Source organism: Thermophilibacter sp. ZX-H3 (assembly GCF_052599055.1).
The window spans coordinates 143,866-162,617 of the sequence record NZ_JBQXES010000003.1; the positions used below are offsets into that span (position 1 = coordinate 143,866).

Here is an 18,752-nt window from a genome sequence, read left to right on the forward strand (position 1 = left end):
TGCCTACTGCGCGCCGCGGGACATCGCTATCTTGCCGGTGCGCGTGAGCTGCTTGATGCCGTAGCTGCGGAAGAGGTCCTCCATCGCGTCGAGCTTGCTCGCGGTGCCGGTGGCCTCGATCGTGAGCGTGTTCCTGCCCACGTCCACCACCTTGGCGCGGAAGACGTTGGCGATCTCGATGACCTCGTGACGGCGCTCGGGAGCTGCCTGGACCTTGAAGAGCACGAGCTCGCGCTCGACGGCCTCCTCGTAGGTGAGGTCGGAGATCTTGTAGACCGAGACGAGCTTGTGCAGCTGCTTGGTGATCTGCTCGAAGCCGACCTCGTCCGCCTCCACGATGATGGTCATGCGCGAGAGGCTCTCGTCCTCGGTGGGGGCCACGGTGAGCGACTCGATGTTGAAGCCGCGGCGGCTGATGAGGCCCGTCACGCGGGAGAGCACGCCCGGCTTGTTCTCAACGAGAACGGAAAGCAGGTAGTTCATCACTCATCAACTCCTTCGTGGGACGGCTTGACGCGGGGACGGCCCGCCTCGCCGAAGCCCTTCTCGCTGACGCGCACGCCGCCGAGCGTGACGTCGAGGGCGCCGATGATGTCGTCGATCGGGGCGCCGGGCGCGACCATCGGGTAGACGGTCTGCTGGGCGGGGATCATCACGTCGAGCAGGTAGGGCTCGTCGGAGGCGAGCATCTCGTCGAGGGCGGCGTCGACCTCCTCGGGCTTCTCGATGCGGCGGGCGCGCCAGCCGTAGGCGTCGGCGAGCTTGACGAAGTCGGGGTTGTCGGCGAGCTCGGTGAACGAGAAGCGGTCGTTGTAGAAGAGGTGCTGCCACTGGTGGACCATGCCGAGCGCGCGGTTGTCGATGATGAGGACCTTGACCGGCACGTTGTTGATCTTCGCCGTGGCCATCTCCTGGCTGTTCATCTGGAAGGAGCCGTCGCCGGCGATGCAGACGACCTGCTCGTCGGGGCAGCCGATCTTGGCTCCGATGGCCGCGGGGAAGCCGAAGCCCATCGTGCCGAGGCCGCCGGAGGAGAGGAACGTGCGCGCGTGCTCGCGGTGGATGTTCTGGAGCGCCCACATCTGGTGCTGGCCCACCTCCGTGGTCACGATGGAGGCGTGCGGGTCGAGCTTGTCGGAGAGCGTCTCGAGAAGGACCTCGGGCGCGATCTTGCCCTCGTAGTCGGCGAAGTCCGGGGTGTAGAACGGCCAGCGCTCGCGCCAGCCGAAGACCTCGTCGCGCCATGCCTCGCACGCGGGCCGCGCGCCCATCTTCTCCAGGCGCTCGTTCACGGCGGCGAGGACCACCTTGACGTCGCCGACGATGGGGACGTTGGGGTTGATGATCTTGCCGATCTCGGCGGGGTCGATGTCGATGTGGATGATCTTGGCGTGCGGTGCAAACTCGGAGACCTTGCCGGTCACGCGGTCCGAGAAGCGCGCGCCGCAGGCGATGATGAGGTCGGACTCGGTGACGGCCATGTTGGCGTACTTGGAGCCGTGCATGCCCACGGGGCCGAGGTTGAGCGGGTTGGAGCAGGGGATGGCCGCCTTGCCCATGAGGGTGGTGACCACGGGGATCTGCATGCGCTCGGCGAGCTCGACGAGCTCGGGGCAGGCATGCGACGCCACGATGCCGCCGCCGGCCATGATGAGGGGGCGCTTGGCGCCGCAGATGAGCTCGGCGGCCTGCTTGACCTGCTTGGCGTTGCCCTTGTAGGTGGGACGGTAGCTCGGGATGCTCACGGTGTCCGGGTAGTGGAAGACCATCTCGGAGCCGGAGAGGTCGCTCGGGATGTCAATGAGGACGGGGCCCGGCCGTCCAGTCGAGGCGATGTAGAAGGCCTCGCGGAAGGTGCGCGTGAGCTCGTCGGTGGACTGCAGGAGGAAGCTGTGCTTGACGATGGGCATGGTGATGCCCACGATGTCGGACTCCTGGAAGGCGTCCGTGCCGATGACGCCGCGTGTGACCTGGCCCGTGATGACGACGAGCGGGACGGAGTCCATGTAGGCGGTGGCGATGCCCGTGACGGTGTTGGTGGCGCCGGGGCCGGAGGTGACGAGCACTACGCCCACCTTGCCCGTGGCGCGGGCGTAGCCGTCCGCCATGTGCGTGGCGCCCTGCTCGTGGCGGGCGAGCACGTGGTGGATCTTCTTGGAGTCGTAGAGGGCGTCGTAGATCTTGATGGCCTGGCCGCCGGGGTAGCCGAAGATGGTGTCCACGCCCTCGGCCTCGAGGCTGGCGATGATGGCCTGCGCCCCGGTCATGGTCTTGCCCTCGTGCTCCGTCTTGCTTCCGGGCCCGAACGGGCGCCCCTCGATGGCGCGCTGCCGCCGGGCGATCTTCTCCTCGGTGGTGATCATGAGAGGTAGGCCCCCTTGTCTGCGCTCGTGACCAGCTTTGCGTAACGGGAGAGGACTCCCGTGGTGTACTTGGGCGCGGGCGGCTGCCACGCGGCGCGTCGCTCGGCGAGAACCTCCTCGGGGACGCGCAGCTCGAGCGTGCCCGCCTGGATGTCGATGTCGATGACGTCGCCCTCCTCGACGAGCGCGATCGGGCCGCCGGCGGCAGCCTCAGGGGAGACGTGGCCGATGCACGGGCCCTTGGAGGCGCCGGAGAAGCGCCCGTCGGTGATGAGGGCCACGGAGCTCGCGAGGCCCATGCCGCAGATGGCGGAGGTGGGGGTGAGCATCTCGCGCATGCCGGGGCCGCCCGAGGGGCCCTCGTATCGGATGACCACCACGTCGCCCGGGTTTATCGCCCCGCCGAAGATGGCCTTGCAGGCCTCCTCCTCGGAGTCGAAGACGCGCGCGGGGCCGCTGTGCCGCCACATGCCCGGGTCCACGGCGCTCTTCTTGACGACGCCGCAGTCAGGGGCGAGGTTGCCGCGCATGACCTTGAGGCCGCCGTCGGGGGAGTAGGCGTCGTCCACGCTGCGGACGACCTCGCCGTCAACGGGCGGGCAGGCCGCCACCCACTCGGCCATGGTGCCGTGGCAGGTGAGGGCGTCCATCGCGAGGTGCCCCGTGCGGCCGAGCTCGCCGATGATGGCGGAGACGCCGCCCACGTCGTTGAGGTCCTGGATGTGGAGCGGGCCTGCCGGCGCGATGCGCACGATGTTGGGCGTCTCGGCGCTGGCGCGGTCCCAGTCGTCCATCGTGACGGGGCAGCCGGCGGCCTGCGCGATGGCCGTGAGGTGGAGCATCGTGTTGGTGGAGCCGCCGAAGGCCATGTCGAGCACCATGCCGTTGTGGATGGCCGCGGAGGTGATGATCTGGCGGGCCGTCACGTTCTTCTCGACCAGCTCCATGACCTTCATGCCGGCCTGCTTGGCGAGGCGGATGCGCTCCGAGTAGACGGCGGGCACGGTGCCGTTGCCGGGAAGGGCGATGCCGAGGGCCTCGGCGAGGCAGCAGATGGAGTTGGCGGTGAACATGCCCGAGCAGCTGCCGCAGGTGGGGCAGGCCGTGCCCTCGAGCCAGTGGCACTCCTCCTCGCTCATGGTGCCGGCGGTGACCTGGCCCACGGCGTCAAAGAGGGAGTTGAGGTCGGTCTGGCTGCCGTCGCGCCCGCGGCCGGCGAGCATCGGGCCGCCGGAGACGAGCACAGTCGGGATGTCCAGGCGCGCCGCGGCGATGAGCATGCCGGGGACTATCTTGTCGCAGCTGGGGATAAGGACCATCGCGTCGAACTGGTGGCCCTGGATCGCGCACTCAACGGAGTCGGCGATGACCTCGCGGGAGGTGAGGCTGTAGTGCATGCCCTCGTGGTTCATGGCGATGCCGTCGCACACGCCAATGGTGTTGACCTGGAGCGGCGTGCCGCCAGCCATGCGCACGCCGGCCTTGACGGCGTCGGCGATCTGCTGGAGGTGAAGGTGGCCGGGGATGACCTCGTTCTGGGCGGAGACCACGGCCACGAGCGGCCGGTCGAGCTCCTCGTCAGTGAGGCCGTCCGCCTTGAGAAGGCTCCGGTGCGGTGCGCGTGCCAGGCCCCGCTTGATCATGTCGCTTCTGAGTTCCACGTCCTCCCTCGCTTTCTCTTGTCGCTGGCGAGAAATGCGAGGCGCAGAACCTCGAAGCCGTAACGGTGGCTGCCGGCGCGCGGTACTTCTCGGCGCGTCGGCGGGGTTGGCCCGCTGCCCGCGCGGAGGTTCTCGCAAGCTGCTCGAGGGAGTCTTCGGGGCCGTCCGGCGCGGGTTCTCACGCTGCCCGCTCGCTGTGGGACGGATGCGGCCCGTACTGGCCCTGTCATCGCATTTGCTCGTTGGCGGACACTCTACGCGGCGCGTGTTTCCGGGACGTAATCACCCGTGAACGGCGCGGTTTCGCCCGCGAACGGTGAGGAAGGCCGTGGGCTAGGAATCTATGCGTCTCCAAGATCAGGGTGTTGCACCGTGAAAAACTCAAAGCATGAGAAAGAACAGGCAGCATGCGGAAATGAGCGCTATAGCAAAGAGTGCAACCAAAGTGAGGCAACCGCCCTTTGTTGCTGGTGCTTCTATAGATGGCTTGGTGTCGACAGATGGCTTGGTGGGCTCTTTCCTCTGGTCACGTAGTCTCACGGCTTCGCTGGTTACCAAATCTTGGGGGTCGAGCCTTCCGTTGCCGTTCCAGTCCAGAAAATTCATTACCTTATCCGATCTCACGCCTGTATTTCATTGACTGGATATAGCTGAGCAAGCCGCTCGAGCTCTTTTGCTCGCCAAGATAAAAATGCATCGATATGCTCGATAGATCCTACGGGTTCGGCCCACTCGAACTCTTCAATTTCCCACCGTGGGTCTTCATTGTTTGCCAAGTCTCGGGTGGGGGGAAGTATCGAACAAATCCCGTTGTAGAGCGCTGCGGCCTTCCTTTGAAGAAGCTTGCGAAGAGGCTCGCACTTATCGGTTGGCTTCATGAGGCTGTCACATATATAAATCGTGTTGCTTGCTGAAGTGAACAGACCGGGAAGTGCCTGACGATCTGTCCCGAAACCCGTATAAGGGGCTTCTTCGAAGAATCTATCTTCGCCCTTGTGGTCAAGCAGGTGCGCAAGGGAGTAGCCTTCCGGCCCTTTGTTAGAGAAGCGCCTCCCTGTGAACGCGAAGGCCCAGATCTGTTTTGGATAGGAGTTGTCATCGAGGGTCAGAGCACCATTTAGCTTCTTGAACCAATTCTCACGATTTCGGTTCCTAAACTGATTTATCTCGTCTGTGCCGCTATGGCGTCTTACCCCAGGAAATGCACATGCGGAGCCGGACCAAAGATACAAATCTGGACTGATGCCGCGAATCGCCAGCATCTCCTGGAATGCGGGGCGATTCCGTTCATTGTCTAGGACGATAGCCTCAACTATATCTGGGCTCAAAAAGCGTACGTACTTTGTGGTTGTGCGAGCGAGTGCAAGAAGGTCGTCTTCTGTTGGCCGGTCCCACTTGGGCCAATGTGATACGGGGCGTTTCCGCGTAGCAGTCCTGGGGGAGTTTAATGGGGAGAATATCTGCACACCCTCAGAGCCTACTCCGCGTTTTGACAGGCGAAAGTCGCGGTATAGAACTAGAGCGTTTCTGAGCGAGGCAGTTCCGCTTCGAGTGTCTCCCTTGATTTTTATCGAGTGACGTGGTGATTGATTGACGCGAGCATCGTCTGCCGAGTATTCGAATTTCTCCAAAAGTGAGACGAGCTCATCTCTTTCGAAGTTCTTATCGATATTCTCCTCTTCGTCGTTGATGCGACGGCAGCGTGAGACGGCATTGGATACAGCTGCTTCGCTGAGATGCCTGGTGTGCCTAAGAAACTGGATGAATTCATCCTCATACTCAATCGGATCTCGCACTATTGCCTCCTTGTCATGTGTTTGGCCTAGGTATGGTCACGAGCTTGCGCTAGATTTCGCCGTCGGCCTACGATGACGTCCGGGTGAGGGTGTGGGCGAGAAGGACCGCGGGTCTCTGGGGGTCGCTGCCGCGCTAGGCGAGCGCGGCGTCCATGAGCTCCATGAGGCGCGCGGCGGCCTTCTTCTTGAGGTAGAAGCGAAATCCGCTCAGCGTCTCCTGCTCGGCGCCGTAGGAAAGCGCCCCGTTCAGGCCGACGCACACGACGGCGGACGAGAAGAAGGTCACCCCGCGACGCTCGAGCTCGCAGCTTGCGACGTCATCGGCAAGGTCTACGGTCCACAGGCCCACGGGGTTTTTGGCGATGACGCTCCTGTTCGTCAGGTACAGCCGTGAGCCGGCGCCGCCGAGGAGCTGGTCCGTCTCGGTCCCGAAGCACGAGAGCGGGGCCTCGAACACGACCTTTTCGCCTTCCGCCAGGCTAAGGTCGATGTTCACGTGCAACTCGGGCAGCGAGTCGAGGTACGCAGCGCTCATAGCGCTTCCTTCCACGAATGATACGAAGGAACTGTCCCAACGTATCACAGCGAAGTCTGGGTGAGGGTCGGCGAGAAGCCCGCGGCCTCGAGGGCGTCCACGATCTGCGCCTTGTGGTCGGTGCCGAAGGCCTCGATCGTCACGCGTAGCTCCACCGCGGCGTTGCGGTTGGTGCTCACGAACTGGTTGTGCTCGAGCTTGATGACGTTGCCGTTCTGCTCGGCGATGACGCTCGCCACGCGCACGAGCATGCCGGGGCGGTCGGGCAGAAGCACGCTCACGGTGAAGATGCGGTCGCGCTGGATGAGGCCGTGCTGCACCACCGAGCTCATCGTGATGACGTCCATGTTGCCGCCCGAGAGGATGGCCACCACGCGCTTGTTCTCTGCCGGCAGGTGCTTGAGCGCGGCCACCGTGAGCAGGCCGGAGTTCTCCACGATCATCTTGTGGTTCTCGACCATGTCGAGAAACGCCACGATGAGCTCCTCGTCGGGCACGGTCATGACGTCGTCGAGGTTCGCCTGCAGGTAGGGGAAGACGGCGTCACCCACCTCGAGCACCGCGGTGCCGTCGGCGATGGTGTTGGCGCTCGGCAGGCGCACGGGATGCCCCGTCTCGAGCGCCGCCGTGAGCGAGGGCGCGCCCGCCGGCTCCACGCCAATCACGCGGATCTTGGGGTTGTAGAGCTTGGCGAAGGTCGCCACGCCGCACGAGAGGCCGCCTCCGCCCACGGGCACGAGGATCGTGTCGACGAGCGGCAGCTCGGAGACGACCTCCATGGCAATGGTGCCCTGGCCGGTGGAGACCACGGGGTCGTTGAAGGGGTGGATGAAGGTGTAGCCCTCGCGCTCGGCGAGCTCGAGGGCGTAGTCGCAGGCCTCGTCGTAGACATCGCCGTGGAGCACGACCTCGGCGCCGTAGTGCTTGGTGCGCTCCACCTTGATGAGCGGCGTCGTCTCGGGCATCACCACGACCGAGCGTGCGCCGGCGCGCGTGGCGGCAAAGGCCACGCCCTGCGCGTGGTTGCCGGCGCTCGCGGTGATGATGCCGCGGGAGAGCTCCTCGGGCGAGAGGGTCGAGATCTTGTAGTAGGCGCCGCGGACCTTGTAGGCGCCGGTGCGCTGCAGGTTCTCGGGCTTGAGCCACACGCGGTTGCCCGTGCTCGCCGAGAAGTGTGGGCTCTCCACGAGCTTGGTCTCGAGCGTGACCTCACGGACCTTCTCGGACGCCTCCTCAAACGCCTCGAGCGAGAGCATCTCTGCCATGGCGGGCTCCTTTGCTAGTTGGTGACGGCGCGCAGAAGGCCGCGCCGGCGCGGTTTCGGTCTGCCTATAGTAGACCTCGCCGCGCGCTTGCGCGCCGGCACGCCGAAAGGGGGCACACAATGGAAACCAACAAGGGACGCCCGGGCGAGAAGGACCTCGCGGGCGAGAAGGACCTCGGCACGCCGCTCTTCCAGATCCACGACGCGAGCGTCGTGCGCGGCGGCAAGACCATCCTGCACGTGGGCGACTTCAGCCTCGCGGAGGGTGAGCACGTTGCCCTTCTCGGTCCCAACGGCGCGGGCAAGTCGACCTTCATCCAGCTGCTCACGCGCGAGGTCTTCCCGATCTGGCGCGAGGAGCCCCCGGTGCGCTTCCGCGGTGCCGCGCGCCCGCAGCTCGCCGATATTAAGCGCACGCTCGGCATCGTGAGCTCGACGATGCACGACCAGGTGCGCGTTCACCTGCCGGTCATTGACATCGTGGTGGGCGGCCTGTTCGGCACGCTTGGCGTTCCTTTGCGCGGCGAGGTGGGCGAGAAGGACCGCGCGCTCGCCGGGGACGCCCTCGAGCGGCTCGGCATCGCCGAGCTTGCCGGCCGCGACGTGATGACGCTCTCCACGGGGCAGGTGCGCCGCGTGCTCGTTGCCCGCGAGCTCGTGCGCGACCCGCAGGTCCTCATCTTCGACGAGCCGTGCACGGGCCTCGACCCCGAGGGCATGTACCACGTGCGCAAGACCATGGGGACGCTCGCGGCGGAGGGGCGCTCGGTGGTGCTCGTGACGCACTACCCCGAGGACATCATCCCCGCGATCGGGCGCGTGCTTCTCATCAAGGACTCCGAGGTCTTTGCGGACGGCCCCAAGGCCGAGCTTCTCACGAGTGGGGTCATGAGCGAGCTCTTCGACGTGCCCCTCATGGTGGGGGAGTCGTGCGGCTGGTACTCGCTGCGCGGCGAGTACGGGGAGTAGCGCGCCCTTCTCGATCGCCCTGCACTCGAGCATGCCCGGGCGCACGGTTCTTCTCGCCAGAGGGCCCGGTCCGTGCGCCGGGGCATGCTCGCTCGTGACGCCGCACGAAAAAGGCGGGCACCCGTACCGGGCACCCGCCTGACGTTTCCTGGTGGAGACGAGGGGATTCGAACCCCCGGCCTCTGCCTTGCGAAGGCAGCGCTCTCCCAGCTGAGCTACGTCCCCAGGCGCATTGCGCGTTGGCTATTGTGGCAGGGCGCCCCGACGATGTCAAGCGCCAATCGGGAATTGCCCCTCAGGGTGCTCCTACCTTGCCGCGCCGCCGCCGGGCGAGAAGAACGTCGCCTCGGCACAAAGACGCCCCCTGCGGCGAATAATGAACCCACCTCTCAGAAGGTGGGTGTCCCCATCGCGCGTTCCGGCTTTCCCATCAACGGGGAATACCCGTACTGAACACGAGATATCGGACTCCCTCGTAACGCTTGTCGGTTCACCCAGTTTGACCGCAGGGGGACGACACCACCTACTATAGGGGTTCTTGCGGGGGATACCAGTCTTGACATGGGGCTTCTTCTCGGCAACAGTTAGGGAGAACGTGTGCGTCGCGCGGTTATGCCGCAGCTCAAGCTCCCCTTCAGCTCATATGTGACCCGTTTCCGCTATCATGGCAGGGCAGCTGCTGGGACCGCGTGCCGGGGAGGGGACGAGGTGGATTCAGACCTGATGCCATATCTGTGCCTTCTCGCGGCATCCTTCCTCGTCTCGCTCGCATCGACGCCGCTCGCGCGCCGAATCGCCGTGTGGTGCGGCGCCGTTGACTACCCCAATGCCCGCAGGATCAACAAGAAGCCCATCCCGCGCATGGGGGGCGTCGCCATCTTCCTCGGCATCGTCGCCGCCTTCGTCGTCCAGTACCTGGGGACCACCTTCTGGGGATGGCCCGTGGTGCTCGTGCCGTCTCCGCGCCTCGAGGTCAACTACTGGCTGCTCGTCCTCGCGTTTCTCGTCATCTTCTTCACCGGCCTGCTCGACGACCGCTTCTCGCTCTCGCCGCGCCAGAAGCTCTCCGGCCAGGCGCTCGCCGCCGTCATCGCCGTGGCGGGTGGCCTCGTCATCGGGGACATCTCCAACCCCTTCGTTCCCGGCGGGTTCGTCCACCTGGGGTGGCTCGCCTACCCGGTGACCGTGGTCTACCTCGTGGCCTACACCAACATCATCAACCTCATCGACGGCCTCGACGGCCTCGCCGCCGGCATCTCGGCCATCGCGAGCTTCACCATGTTCGTGCTCTCCGTCTGGGCGGGCCGGCTCGACGCCGCCGCGCTCTCCGTCGCCGTGGCGGGCTCGTCGCTCGGCTTCCTCCGCTTCAACTTCCACCCGGCATCCATCTTCATGGGAGACTCGGGCGCCCTCACGCTCGGCTTCGCCCTCGGGACGGTGTCCCTGCTCTCCGTCACGCGCTTCGCGGGCCTCACCACCATCATCGTGCCGCTCGTGATCGCGGCCGTGCCCATCATCGACACCTTCTCCGCCATCGTGCGGCGCCTACGCGGGCACACGGGCATCGGCCACGCGGACCGCGGGCACATCCACCACCGCCTCATCGACGAGGGCTTCGACCAGCGCCAGGCCGTGCTGCTCATGTACGGGTGGACGGGGCTCATGTGCGTGGGGTCGCTCGTGATGACGCAGGTCGAGACCGTGCCGCGCATCGCCATCTTCTGCGTGCTGCTGGTGGTCTCGATGGCCTTCGCCCGCCACCTCCACCTCTTCGAGCCGGTCCTGCTGCATCACTACAACCCCAAGACCGGGGCGGACGAGCTCGTCGCGCCGGGGGACGCCGCCTTCGAGGAGGAGAAGAGGAACCTCCGCCGGCGCAGGGGGGACGACTAGCGTGGCGGGCGAGAGGGACGTCGCCCCGGAGCTCGGCCCCGCGGCCTATGACCGCTGCGAGCTCTGCCCGAGGCGCTGCGGCGCCGCGCGCTCGGAGGGCCGTCCCGGGATGTGCGGCATGACCTCGACCCTGACGGTGGCGAGAAGCGCCCTGCACTTCTGGGAGGAGCCGCCCATCTCCGGCGAGGCGGGCTCCGGCGCCATCTTCTTCTCGGGCTGCCCGCTCCGCTGCGTCTTCTGCCAGAACCACGAGATCTCGAGCGGCGGCTTTGGCCTGCCCGTTACGGCGTCGCGCCTCGCGGAGATGATGCTCGAGCTCCAGGCGCAGGGCGCGCTCAACGTCAACCTCGTGACCCCGCTTCACTTTGCCCCGCACGTCCGCGAGGCGGTCCTTCTCGCGCGGGGCGCCGGGCTCGAGGTGCCGGTGGTCTGCAACACGTCCGGCTACGAGCTGCCGGGGGTAGTCCGCGCCCTCGCGGACGTCGTCGACGTCTGGCTCACCGACTTCAAGTACGCGAGCCCCGCGCTCGCGGCCGAGCTCTCCCGCGCCCGGGACTATCCCGAGCTCGCCGCGGCCTCGCTCGCCGTCATGGTCGACGCCGTGCGCGCGGCGGGCGGCCGCTCCTGCGCGCCCGACGGCGCCATGCGGTGCGGCGTGATCGTCCGTCACCTCGTGCTCCCGGAGCATGTCGACGACTCCTGCGCCGTGCTCGACCGCGTCTGGGACATCGCGGGCAACGACGTGGACCTCTCCGTGATGAACCAGTACACGCCCAACGAGGCGTGCCGCCGCGCGGGCGGCGCGCTGGCGCGCGGCGTCACCGACGAGGAGTACGAGCTCGTGCTCTGCCATGCCGACGACCTGGGCTTCGAGAGGATCTGGTGGCAGGAGGGCGGGACGGTCTCGGAGAGCTTCGTGCCCGCCTTCGACGCCACGGGCGTGGAGGGTCCCGAGCTCGGCGCGGCGGGCGGAGCTCCTGGGGTATAAACTGTTGTCACTGCAGGGGCACGACTGACGGAGGTCGCATGGCGGACAGGACCGGTCTCACCGACGAGGAGCGCGCGGAGCTCGAGGAGCTCAGGGCCGAGAAGGCCGCGCGCGAGCAGGCCGAGCGCGCGGCCGCCGAGCGCGCCGAGCTCGAGCGCCTGCGCAGGCAGAAGGCCGAGGACGAGGCCATGAGGGCCTCCGTGGAGCGCGGCCGCGCCCTCATGGAGCCCGACGACGATGACCTCAGGATGCCGCTCGGCCAGAAGGTCGTCATTCTCGCCGTGGTGGGCGTCGCCATCGTCTGGCTCGCCGCCACGGTCCTCGGATAGGAGGAGCCATGTCTCTCACCGACCGCACCAAGCCCACCGACGTCTGCCTCAACACGGACCTCTATGAGCTCACGATGGCCCAGGGCTTCTGGGAGGCGGGGCTCGCCGACGGGGAGGCCTGCTTCAACGCCTTCTTCCGCGACTGCCCCTTCGACGGCGGCTACGCCGTGTGCTGCGGCACCGGCCAGATCGCCGACCTCGTGGAGAACTTCGTCTTCGAGGACGACGACATCGCCTACCTCGCCGGCATCCAGGCGCCCGGCGGCGGCCCCATGTTCAAGCCCGCGTTTCTCGAGTACCTGCGCGACCATCGCCTCGACCTCACGATCCACGCCGTCCCCGAGGGGCAGGTCGCCTTTGGGCGCGAGCCCATGGTGCGGGTGGAGGGCCCGGTCATCGACTGCCAGCTCATCGAGACGGCGCTGCTCAACCTCGTGAACTTCCAGACGCTCGTGGCCACCAAGACCGCCCGCGTGGTGCGCGCGGCGGAGGGCCACCCCGTCTCCGACTTCGGCCTGCGCCGCGCCCAGGGCCCTGACGGCGGCCTCGCCGTGGCGCGCGCGTCCTACATCGCCGGCGCCTCGTCCACGTCGAACGTCCTTGCGGGCAAGATCTACGGCATCCCCGTCTTCGGCACGCACGCCCACTCCTGGGTCATGGCGTTCCCGAGCGAGCTCGAGGCCTTCCGCGCCTTCGCCAAGTCGAGCCCCAAGAACTGCGTGCTCCTGCTCGACACCTATGACGTGCACCAGGGCATCAGGAACGCCATCACCGTTGCCAAGGAGATGGAGGCCGCCGGCGAGCGACTCTCGGCGGTGCGTCTGGACTCCGGCGACCTCGCGCGCCTCTCCAAGGAGGCTCGCGCCGCCTTCGACGAGGCCGGCCTGCCCTACGTCAAGATCTCGGTCTCCAACGACCTCGACGAGTACACCATCCAGTCGCTCTTCGCCCAGGGCGCCCCGATCGACTCCTTCGGCGTGGGGACCAAGCTCGCCACGTGCGACCCGCAGCCCTCGCTCGGAGGCGTCTACAAGCTCTCCGCCGTCCGCCGCCAGAAGGGCGAGCCGTGGACGCCCGTGATCAAGCTCTCCGAGCAGTCCTACAAGCGCACCGTCCCGGGCGTCCAGCACGTCCTGCGCTACTACGACCAGGCCGGCCGTCCCACGGCCGACATGCTCGTCGTCGACGACGTGGCGCGCGAGGGGACGCCGCGCGAGATGGTCGACGTCCTCGACCCGTACCTGACGCACCGCCTCTCGGGCGAGCCCGAGGAGCTGCTCGTCAAGCTCGTCGAGCACGGCAGGCGCGTCGGCGAGCCCGAGGGCATCGAGGTCGCGCGCGAGCGCTGCCGCGAGGCCCTCATGCGGCTCGACCCGGCGGTCGCCCGCTTCCTCAACCCGCAGACCTATCCCGTGGGCCTGGAGCTCGGCCTCGCCGACCTGCGCAGCCGTCTCGCCCTCGAGGAGCGCGCGGAGTCCGGGCGCCCCACGGCGTAGGCAGACGAGAAGAACCGAGAAGGACGAGGCCCCGACGTCTCCGCGCGAGCGTCGGGGCCCTCCCGTGCCGTGCCGTCCTTCTCGCCCCGCGCTCTTCTCCCCGTCTCCTCCCGTCGTCCGTCCTTCTCGCCGTCTCCTTAAGATTCGAATATTTATTACATGGAAAAGAAGGGGGCAACGGGACTCCTGCGCCCAAAATCGGGTCATCGAGCCCCGTTGCCCCCTTCTTTTCCATGTAATAAATGATGGAAGCTCCCACAGGGTGCGCGTGCCGGGGGTCCATCCGGCCCGCGTGGGCGGGCGCTTTGCTACAATCACACAGTTACCCGCGCAACCGAGTTGCCGCCCCGACGCCGCCTTCGGCGACCGCGGCCACGATGCAAGCAAGAGGAGAATCCATGCCCGAGAAGATCGAGGAGCTCGTACGAGCCGCCATCGCCGCCGCGCAGGAGGCCGGCGACCTGCCTGAGTTCGAGGTCGGCGACCTTGGCTTCGAGCGGCCGGCCGACCCCTCAAACGGCGACTGGAGCTCGACGGTGGCCATGCGCTCCGCCAAGCTCGCCCGCCGCGCGCCGCGCCAGATCGCGGACGCCATCGTCTCCCACCTTCCCGAGGATCCCTCCGTCGACCGCGTGGAGGTCGCTGGCCCCGGCTTCATCAACTTCTACCTCGCCACCGCCTCGGCCAACGAGGTGTTCCGCACCGTGCGCGAGCAGGGCGCCGACTACGCGCGCTCCAGCATGGGGGCGGGGACCAAGGTCCAGGTGGAGTTCGTCTCCGCGAACCCCGTGGGCCCGCTCCACATCGGCCACGGCCGCTGGGTCGCCATCGGCGACTCGCTCTGTCGCGTGCTGGAGCACGTGGGCTACGACGTGGAGCGCGAGTACTACGTCAACGACCACGGCTCGCAGATGGACGTCTTCGGGCACTCCATCTCGATGCGCTACCAGCAGCTGCTCTCCGTGATGGGGGAGCGCGGCGTCTCCCTCGACGGCTCCCGCGAGGTCCTCCTGGCAGATCGCGAGGCCTTCGTGGCCGACGAGGGCGACGAGCGCCCCGAGACCCACCCGCTCACCGACGCCTTCAACGAGGCCCTGGGCGGCAACGCCTACGGCGGCGACTACATCGTCGACATCGCCGCGCGCTTTGTGACCGAGGACGGCGACAGGTGGCTTGCGACCTCGGAGGGCGAGCGCATGGCGGAGTTTCGCGAGCGCGCCTACCTCTGGATGCTCGACTCCATCCGCGGCACCTGCCACGAGGCGCGCTGCGACTTCGACGTCTGGTTCTCCGAGCGCAGCCTCTACGTGAAGGGCGAGGACGGCACCTCGGCCGTCGACCGCGCGCTGGCCGCGCTGGACGAGATGGGCCACCTCTACCGCGACGAGGCGGGCGCCCTGTGGTTCCGCTCTACGACCTTCGGCGACGACAAGGACCGCGTGCTCATCAAGACCAACGGCGAGTACACCTACTTCGCCTCCGACGTCGCCTACCACTGGAACAAGTTCCAGCGCGTCGACCACGTGATCGACATCTGGGGAGCCGACCACCACGGCTACATCCAGCGCGTTCAGTCCGCCTGCGAGGCGCTCGGCTACCCCACGCAGTTCGAGGTGCTCCTGGGCCAGCTCGTGAACCTGCTGCGCGACGGCAGCCCCGTGCGCATGTCCAAGCGCAAGGGCACGATGGTCACCTTCGACGAGCTGCTCGCCGAGGTGGGTGCCGACGCCACGCGCTACACCCTCATCTCCAAGTCCTCCAACCAGATGATCGACTTTGACATCGAGCGCGTGAAGCGCCAGGACAACACCAACCCGGTCTACTACGTGCAGTACGCGCACGCGCGCATCTGCTCGATCCTGCGCCGCGGCGCGGGCGTCACCGTGGAGGAGGCCGCCGAGCTCGGGATGGACGAGGTCGCGCGCCGCGCGGTGGGGGAGTCCTACGACCTCGGGCTTCTCTCGGACGCCTCCGAGGCCGCCCTCGCGCGCAAGATAGGCGAGCTTCCGAGCCTCGTCGAGAGCTGCGCGCGCGACCGCGCCCCGTTCCGCCTCACGCACTACGCCGAGGAGCTCGCCGGCGAGTTCCACTCGTTCTACGCCGCCTGCCAGGTGCTCCCGGGCAAGGGGAGGCCGATGGACGAGGAGCTCTCGCACGCGCGCCTCGCCGCGTGCGACGCCACGCGCCGCGTCCTCGCGCTCGTCCTGACGCTCGTCGGCGTCGACGCCCCGCAGAGCATGTAGGGCCTCGCTCGCCTTAGGCCTCGTGCCCCGGGCCCCGGCGCCACAGCGGCGCCGGGGCCCGTACCATTTGTGTAAGGATTGCGAATAACCGAATTGTTATCTAGGATTTTTATTGCTTGAGAGCATTAACAATGGTTAATGCTCTCAAAATTATGTATACTGCCTCCTATCAAGGAAGCAGTTTTTCTCAGCTGCTTTGCAGGAAGTCCTTCGTGCTAGCGAAGGTGTGTGAGAGGCGGGGCCGTGGACCTCAAGGAATTCATGTCCGTCAGAAGGGCGTACAACATCGTCAGGCAGGCGGGCGCCTCGGATGAGCGCCTCACCTTCGAGGAGTTCGCGATCCTCTGCCGGCTCGAGATCGCCGACGAGCCGATGAAGACCTCGGCGATCGCCGAGTACCAGGGTGCGCTCAGGCCCACGATGACCCATCGCACGAACCACCTCGCGGCGCTCGGCCTCATCGAGCGCGCCGAGGGCGCCGAGGACCGCAGGAACGTGGTCTGCTCCATCTCCGAGCGCGGCCGCGCCCGCGTGGAGGAGCTCTCCGACCTCACCCGCGCGCAGATCCCCACGGGCCGCGCCCTCTCCCGGACGTCGGCGGAGCGCATCAGGAAGTACGTCGACGCCATGGGGTCGCTCTTCTGCAAGGCCGGTGACCTCGTGCTGCTTGGCCTCTATGCCTCCGAGAGCGACTCGCTCACCATCATGCAGATCGTCGACGCGCTCGGCCTTCTGCAGCCCACGGTCTCGATGTCGGTCTCCTCGCTCGTCGAGCGCGGCCTTGCGACGCGCTCCCACGACTCGGCGGGCGCGCACACCACGAGCGTGAGCCTCACCGAGGAGGGCGTCCGCGCGGCGGAGGCGCTCGTCGAGACCATCGAGGGCGTCGTCGTGCGCCGCAAGCTCCGCGGCAGCCGCAAGGCGGCCGGCGCCGAGGACGACGTGGCGTAATGCAACGTTTTTGCTGCGCCATCGTCTGATACGTGCTATAGTCTGAAGGCGGTCCCGCACGGTAGGTGCGCGGCCGCCTTCATCCGTTTTATGGGGATGCGTTCCCCGAACCCATATGAGAGCGCACATCGCACCCGGGCCATTTCTGACGCCCGTGCCGTGGCGCATGTGGGGTCGCAACAAGAGAGGTAGTTATATGTCGGACGCCGAGACGCCTGTTTCCGTGCCTGGCCAGGCCGATTCCGTGACCGCCGCGCCTGAGACGACGCCGGCAAAGCCACGTCGGCGCCGCCGGACCAAGGCGGAGATGGAGGCCGCGCGGGCCGCGGAGGCAAAGGCGCGCGAGGAGGCCGAGGCCGCAGGCGAGCCCGTCGTCCCCAAGCGCCGCCGCGGCAGGCCACGCAAGGCGGAGCAGGCCGCCGAGCCGGAGGCGCCGGTCGCGCAGGCGACCGATGGGGCGGACGCTCCCGCCCAGCAGGCCGACGAGGCCGCCCCGGCCCCCAAGCGCCGCCGCGGGAGGCCCCGCAAGGCCGACAAGGCGGCGGAGGCGCCCGAGCAGCCCGCGAGCCCGCAGCAGCCGTCCCCTGCCGACCCCCAGCCCGACGAGATGACCCGCGCGACGGAGGCGGCGACGCGCGCGAGCTCCGAGCCCACCCCCATGCCCGCGCAGACCCTCGACGAGGGCGCTTCCGGAAAGGACGCCGCCCAGGGCGAGCAGCCGCAGCAGGAGGCCGCCGAGCAGGCCCCGCGCCAGGGGCGCAAGCGTCGCCACAAGGGCGACCGCGAGGCCTCCGGCGGCGGTGCCGGCCAGGGCCCCTCGGGCGGCTTCGCCGGCCAGGGCCGTCGCCAGAACGGCCAGGGCCGCCGTCGCAACCGCCGCCAGCAGGAGACCGCCGAGCCCTCGCTCACCCGCGAGGAGCTTGCCGAGATGAAGGTCGCCGAGCTGCGCGCCAAGGCCGCGGAGCTCGAGATCGACTACGTGGGCGTGCGCAAGCCGGCGCTCGTGGAGGCCATCTACGAGGCGGCCGCCCGTGCGGAGGGCTTCCGCCCCGTCGAGGGCATCCTCGAGATCGGCAACGAGGGCTACGGCTGGATTCGCACCGGCAACTACATGGAGGGCGACGACGACGCGTTCGTCCACCAGCAGATGATTCGCTCGCTCGGCCTGCGCGCCGGCGACCGCGTGTCGGGCACCGTCGGCCCCGGCCGCTCCAACAGCAAGTACCCGCCCCTCATCCGCGTCTCCGCGGTGAACGGCCGCGCGCCAGAGAACCTCAAGGCGCGCCCCCGATTCCGCGACCTCACCCCGGTCTATCCAAACGAGCGCCTGGTCATGGAATGCGGCAAGGACTCCATCACCGGCCGCGCCATCGACCTGGTCTCGCCCATCGGCAAGGGCCAGCGCGGCCTCATCGTCTCCCCGCCCAAGGCGGGCAAGACCACGGTCCTCAAGAAGATCTGCCAGTCCATCGCCGCTAACAATCCCGAGGTGCACCTCTTCTGCCTGCTCGTGGACGAGCGCCCCGAGGAGGTCACGGACATGGAGCGCTCCATCAGGGGCGAGGTCGTGGCCTCCACCTTCGACATGCCGGCCGAGAACCACACGCACGTCTCGGAGCTCGTGATCGAGCACGCAAAGCGTCTCGTCGAGATGGGGGAGGACGTCGTGGTGGTGCTCGACTCCATCACCCGCCTCGCGCGCGCCTACAACCTCGCGCAGCCCGCGAGCGGCCGCATCCTCTCCGGCGGCGTCGACTCCGCCGCGCTCTACCCGCCCAAGAAGTTTCTCGGCGCCGCGCGCAACATCGAGAACGGCGGTTCGCTCACCATCATCGCCTCCGCGCTCGTGGACACCGGCTCCAAGATGGACGAGGTCATCTTCGAGGAGTTCAAGGGCACGGGCAACATGGAGCTCAAGCTCGACCGCGACCTCGCCGACAAGCGCATCTTCCCGGCCATCGATCCGGTGGCGTCCGGCACGCGCAACGAGGACCTGCTGATCGACCCTGCCTACCAGCCGTTCGTCTGGGGCATCCGTCGCGTTCTCGCCAACATGAACAACGTGGAGCGCGCCGCCAACGCGCTCGTGCGCGGCCTCAAGGAGACCGAGTCCAACGAGGAGTTCCTGATCAAGAGCGCCAAGAAGGCCAACCAGACCGGCTACATCGCCTAGGACGGGGCCGTCCCTCCCCATCGATCCTCTCAGGCGCGGGGACCATTCGTTTGGGGGGAGGGACTGTTTTGTTCGTTTGAGCTGGTTAGAA

14 protein-coding genes and 1 tRNA gene are annotated in these 18,752 nt (G+C 67.4%); 8 read left to right on the forward strand and 7 right to left on the reverse strand.

The features are described 5' to 3' along the window. Positions 1-3: 3 nt before the first annotated feature. The 6 genes from ilvN to ilvA form a co-directional block, all read right to left on the reverse strand. Complete coding sequence (ilvN, locus tag ACULPM_RS02420; protein WP_075280381.1) at positions 4-483, reverse strand: acetolactate synthase small subunit; 480 nt, start codon at positions 481-483, stop codon at positions 4-6. After that, complete coding sequence (gene ilvB / locus ACULPM_RS02425; protein ID WP_445331794.1) at positions 483-2,363, reverse strand: biosynthetic-type acetolactate synthase large subunit; 1,881 nt, start codon at positions 2,361-2,363, stop codon at positions 483-485. The genes ilvN and ilvB overlap by 1 nt, the downstream gene beginning before the upstream one ends. Next, positions 2,360-4,024: a dihydroxy-acid dehydratase gene (ilvD, locus tag ACULPM_RS02430; protein WP_445331795.1), complete on the reverse strand. Its 1,665-nt coding sequence runs from the start codon at positions 4,022-4,024 to the stop codon at positions 2,360-2,362. The genes ilvB and ilvD overlap by 4 nt, the downstream gene beginning before the upstream one ends. A 620-nt stretch (positions 4,025-4,644) precedes the next feature. Continuing rightward, positions 4,645-5,820 (reverse strand): hypothetical protein, encoded by a 1,176-nt coding sequence (locus ACULPM_RS02435; protein WP_445331796.1) that lies wholly within the window; start codon positions 5,818-5,820, stop codon positions 4,645-4,647. 133 nt (positions 5,821-5,953) lie between these two features. Further along, positions 5,954-6,355, reverse strand: a complete 402-nt coding sequence (locus tag ACULPM_RS02440; RefSeq protein WP_445331797.1) for a hypothetical protein — start codon at positions 6,353-6,355, stop codon at positions 5,954-5,956. Positions 6,356-6,399: 44 nt separating this feature from the next. Then, on the reverse strand, positions 6,400-7,620 hold the full coding sequence (ilvA, locus tag ACULPM_RS02445; protein ID WP_445331798.1) for a threonine ammonia-lyase: 1,221 nt from the start codon (positions 7,618-7,620) through the stop codon (positions 6,400-6,402). A gap of 119 nt (positions 7,621-7,739) precedes the next feature. On the opposite strand from ilvA, the gene ACULPM_RS02450 reads away from it, so the two are divergent. Continuing rightward, positions 7,740-8,588: an ABC transporter ATP-binding protein gene (locus ACULPM_RS02450; protein WP_445331799.1), complete on the forward strand. Its 849-nt coding sequence runs from the start codon at positions 7,740-7,742 to the stop codon at positions 8,586-8,588. Positions 8,589-8,737: 149 nt separating this feature from the next. On the opposite strand, the gene ACULPM_RS02455 is transcribed toward ACULPM_RS02450, so the two are convergent. After that, positions 8,738-8,813, reverse strand: a tRNA-Ala gene (locus ACULPM_RS02455). Positions 8,814-9,311: 498 nt separating this feature from the next. On the opposite strand from ACULPM_RS02455, the gene ACULPM_RS02460 reads away from it, so the two are divergent. From ACULPM_RS02460 to rho, 7 genes are all read left to right on the forward strand, one after another. Further along, entirely contained in the window at positions 9,312-10,481 is a 1,170-nt protein-coding gene (locus ACULPM_RS02460; RefSeq protein ID WP_445332312.1) for a glycosyltransferase family 4 protein, read from the forward strand. A gap of 1 nt (position 10,482) precedes the next feature. Beyond that, positions 10,483-11,469, forward strand: coding sequence for a radical SAM protein (locus tag ACULPM_RS02465; RefSeq protein WP_445331801.1), 987 nt, complete (start codon positions 10,483-10,485; stop codon positions 11,467-11,469). A gap of 38 nt (positions 11,470-11,507) precedes the next feature. Next, positions 11,508-11,798 carry a hypothetical protein gene (locus ACULPM_RS02470; RefSeq protein WP_167929580.1) on the forward strand — a complete coding sequence of 97 codons (291 nt, stop codon included), beginning with the start codon at positions 11,508-11,510 and terminating at the stop codon, positions 11,796-11,798. A gap of 8 nt (positions 11,799-11,806) precedes the next feature. Continuing rightward, positions 11,807-13,294, forward strand: coding sequence for a nicotinate phosphoribosyltransferase (locus ACULPM_RS02475; RefSeq protein ID WP_445331802.1), 1,488 nt, complete (start codon positions 11,807-11,809; stop codon positions 13,292-13,294). A 398-nt stretch (positions 13,295-13,692) separates the two neighbouring features. Further along, positions 13,693-15,537: an arginine--tRNA ligase gene (locus ACULPM_RS02480; RefSeq protein ID WP_445332309.1), complete on the forward strand. Its 1,845-nt coding sequence runs from the start codon at positions 13,693-13,695 to the stop codon at positions 15,535-15,537. Positions 15,538-15,780: 243 nt separating this feature from the next. Next, positions 15,781-16,488: a MarR family transcriptional regulator gene (locus ACULPM_RS02485; RefSeq protein ID WP_445331804.1), complete on the forward strand. Its 708-nt coding sequence runs from the start codon at positions 15,781-15,783 to the stop codon at positions 16,486-16,488. 196 nt (positions 16,489-16,684) lie between these two features. Continuing rightward, a complete protein-coding gene (rho, locus tag ACULPM_RS02490) occupies positions 16,685-18,661 on the forward strand; it encodes a transcription termination factor Rho (RefSeq protein WP_445331805.1) in 1,977 nt (658 codons plus the stop codon). Positions 18,662-18,752 lie beyond the last annotated feature (91 nt).

Bases quoted from the DNA above. Each gene is read 5' to 3' on its own strand.
- ACULPM_RS02470 (WP_167929580.1), top strand. From the start codon at position 11,508: ATGGCGGACAGGACCGGTCTCACCGACGAGGAGCGCGCGGAGCTCGAG.
- ilvN (WP_075280381.1), bottom strand. From the start codon at position 483: ATGAACTACCTGCTTTCCGTTCTCGTTGAGAACAAGCCGGGCGTGCTC.
- ACULPM_RS02480 (WP_445332309.1), top strand. From the start codon at position 13,693: ATGCCCGAGAAGATCGAGGAGCTCGTACGAGCCGCCATCGCCGCCGCG.
- ACULPM_RS02450 (WP_445331799.1), top strand. From the start codon at position 7,740: ATGGAAACCAACAAGGGACGCCCGGGCGAGAAGGACCTCGCGGGCGAG.
- ilvA (WP_445331798.1), bottom strand. From the start codon at position 7,620: ATGGCAGAGATGCTCTCGCTCGAGGCGTTTGAGGAGGCGTCCGAGAAG.
- rho (WP_445331805.1), top strand. From the start codon at position 16,685: ATGTCGGACGCCGAGACGCCTGTTTCCGTGCCTGGCCAGGCCGATTCC.
- ilvB (WP_445331794.1), bottom strand. From the start codon at position 2,363: ATGATCACCACCGAGGAGAAGATCGCCCGGCGGCAGCGCGCCATCGAG.
- ACULPM_RS02440 (WP_445331797.1), bottom strand. From the start codon at position 6,355: ATGAGCGCTGCGTACCTCGACTCGCTGCCCGAGTTGCACGTGAACATC.
- ACULPM_RS02460 (WP_445332312.1), top strand. From the start codon at position 9,312: ATGCCATATCTGTGCCTTCTCGCGGCATCCTTCCTCGTCTCGCTCGCA.
- ACULPM_RS02475 (WP_445331802.1), top strand. From the start codon at position 11,807: ATGTCTCTCACCGACCGCACCAAGCCCACCGACGTCTGCCTCAACACG.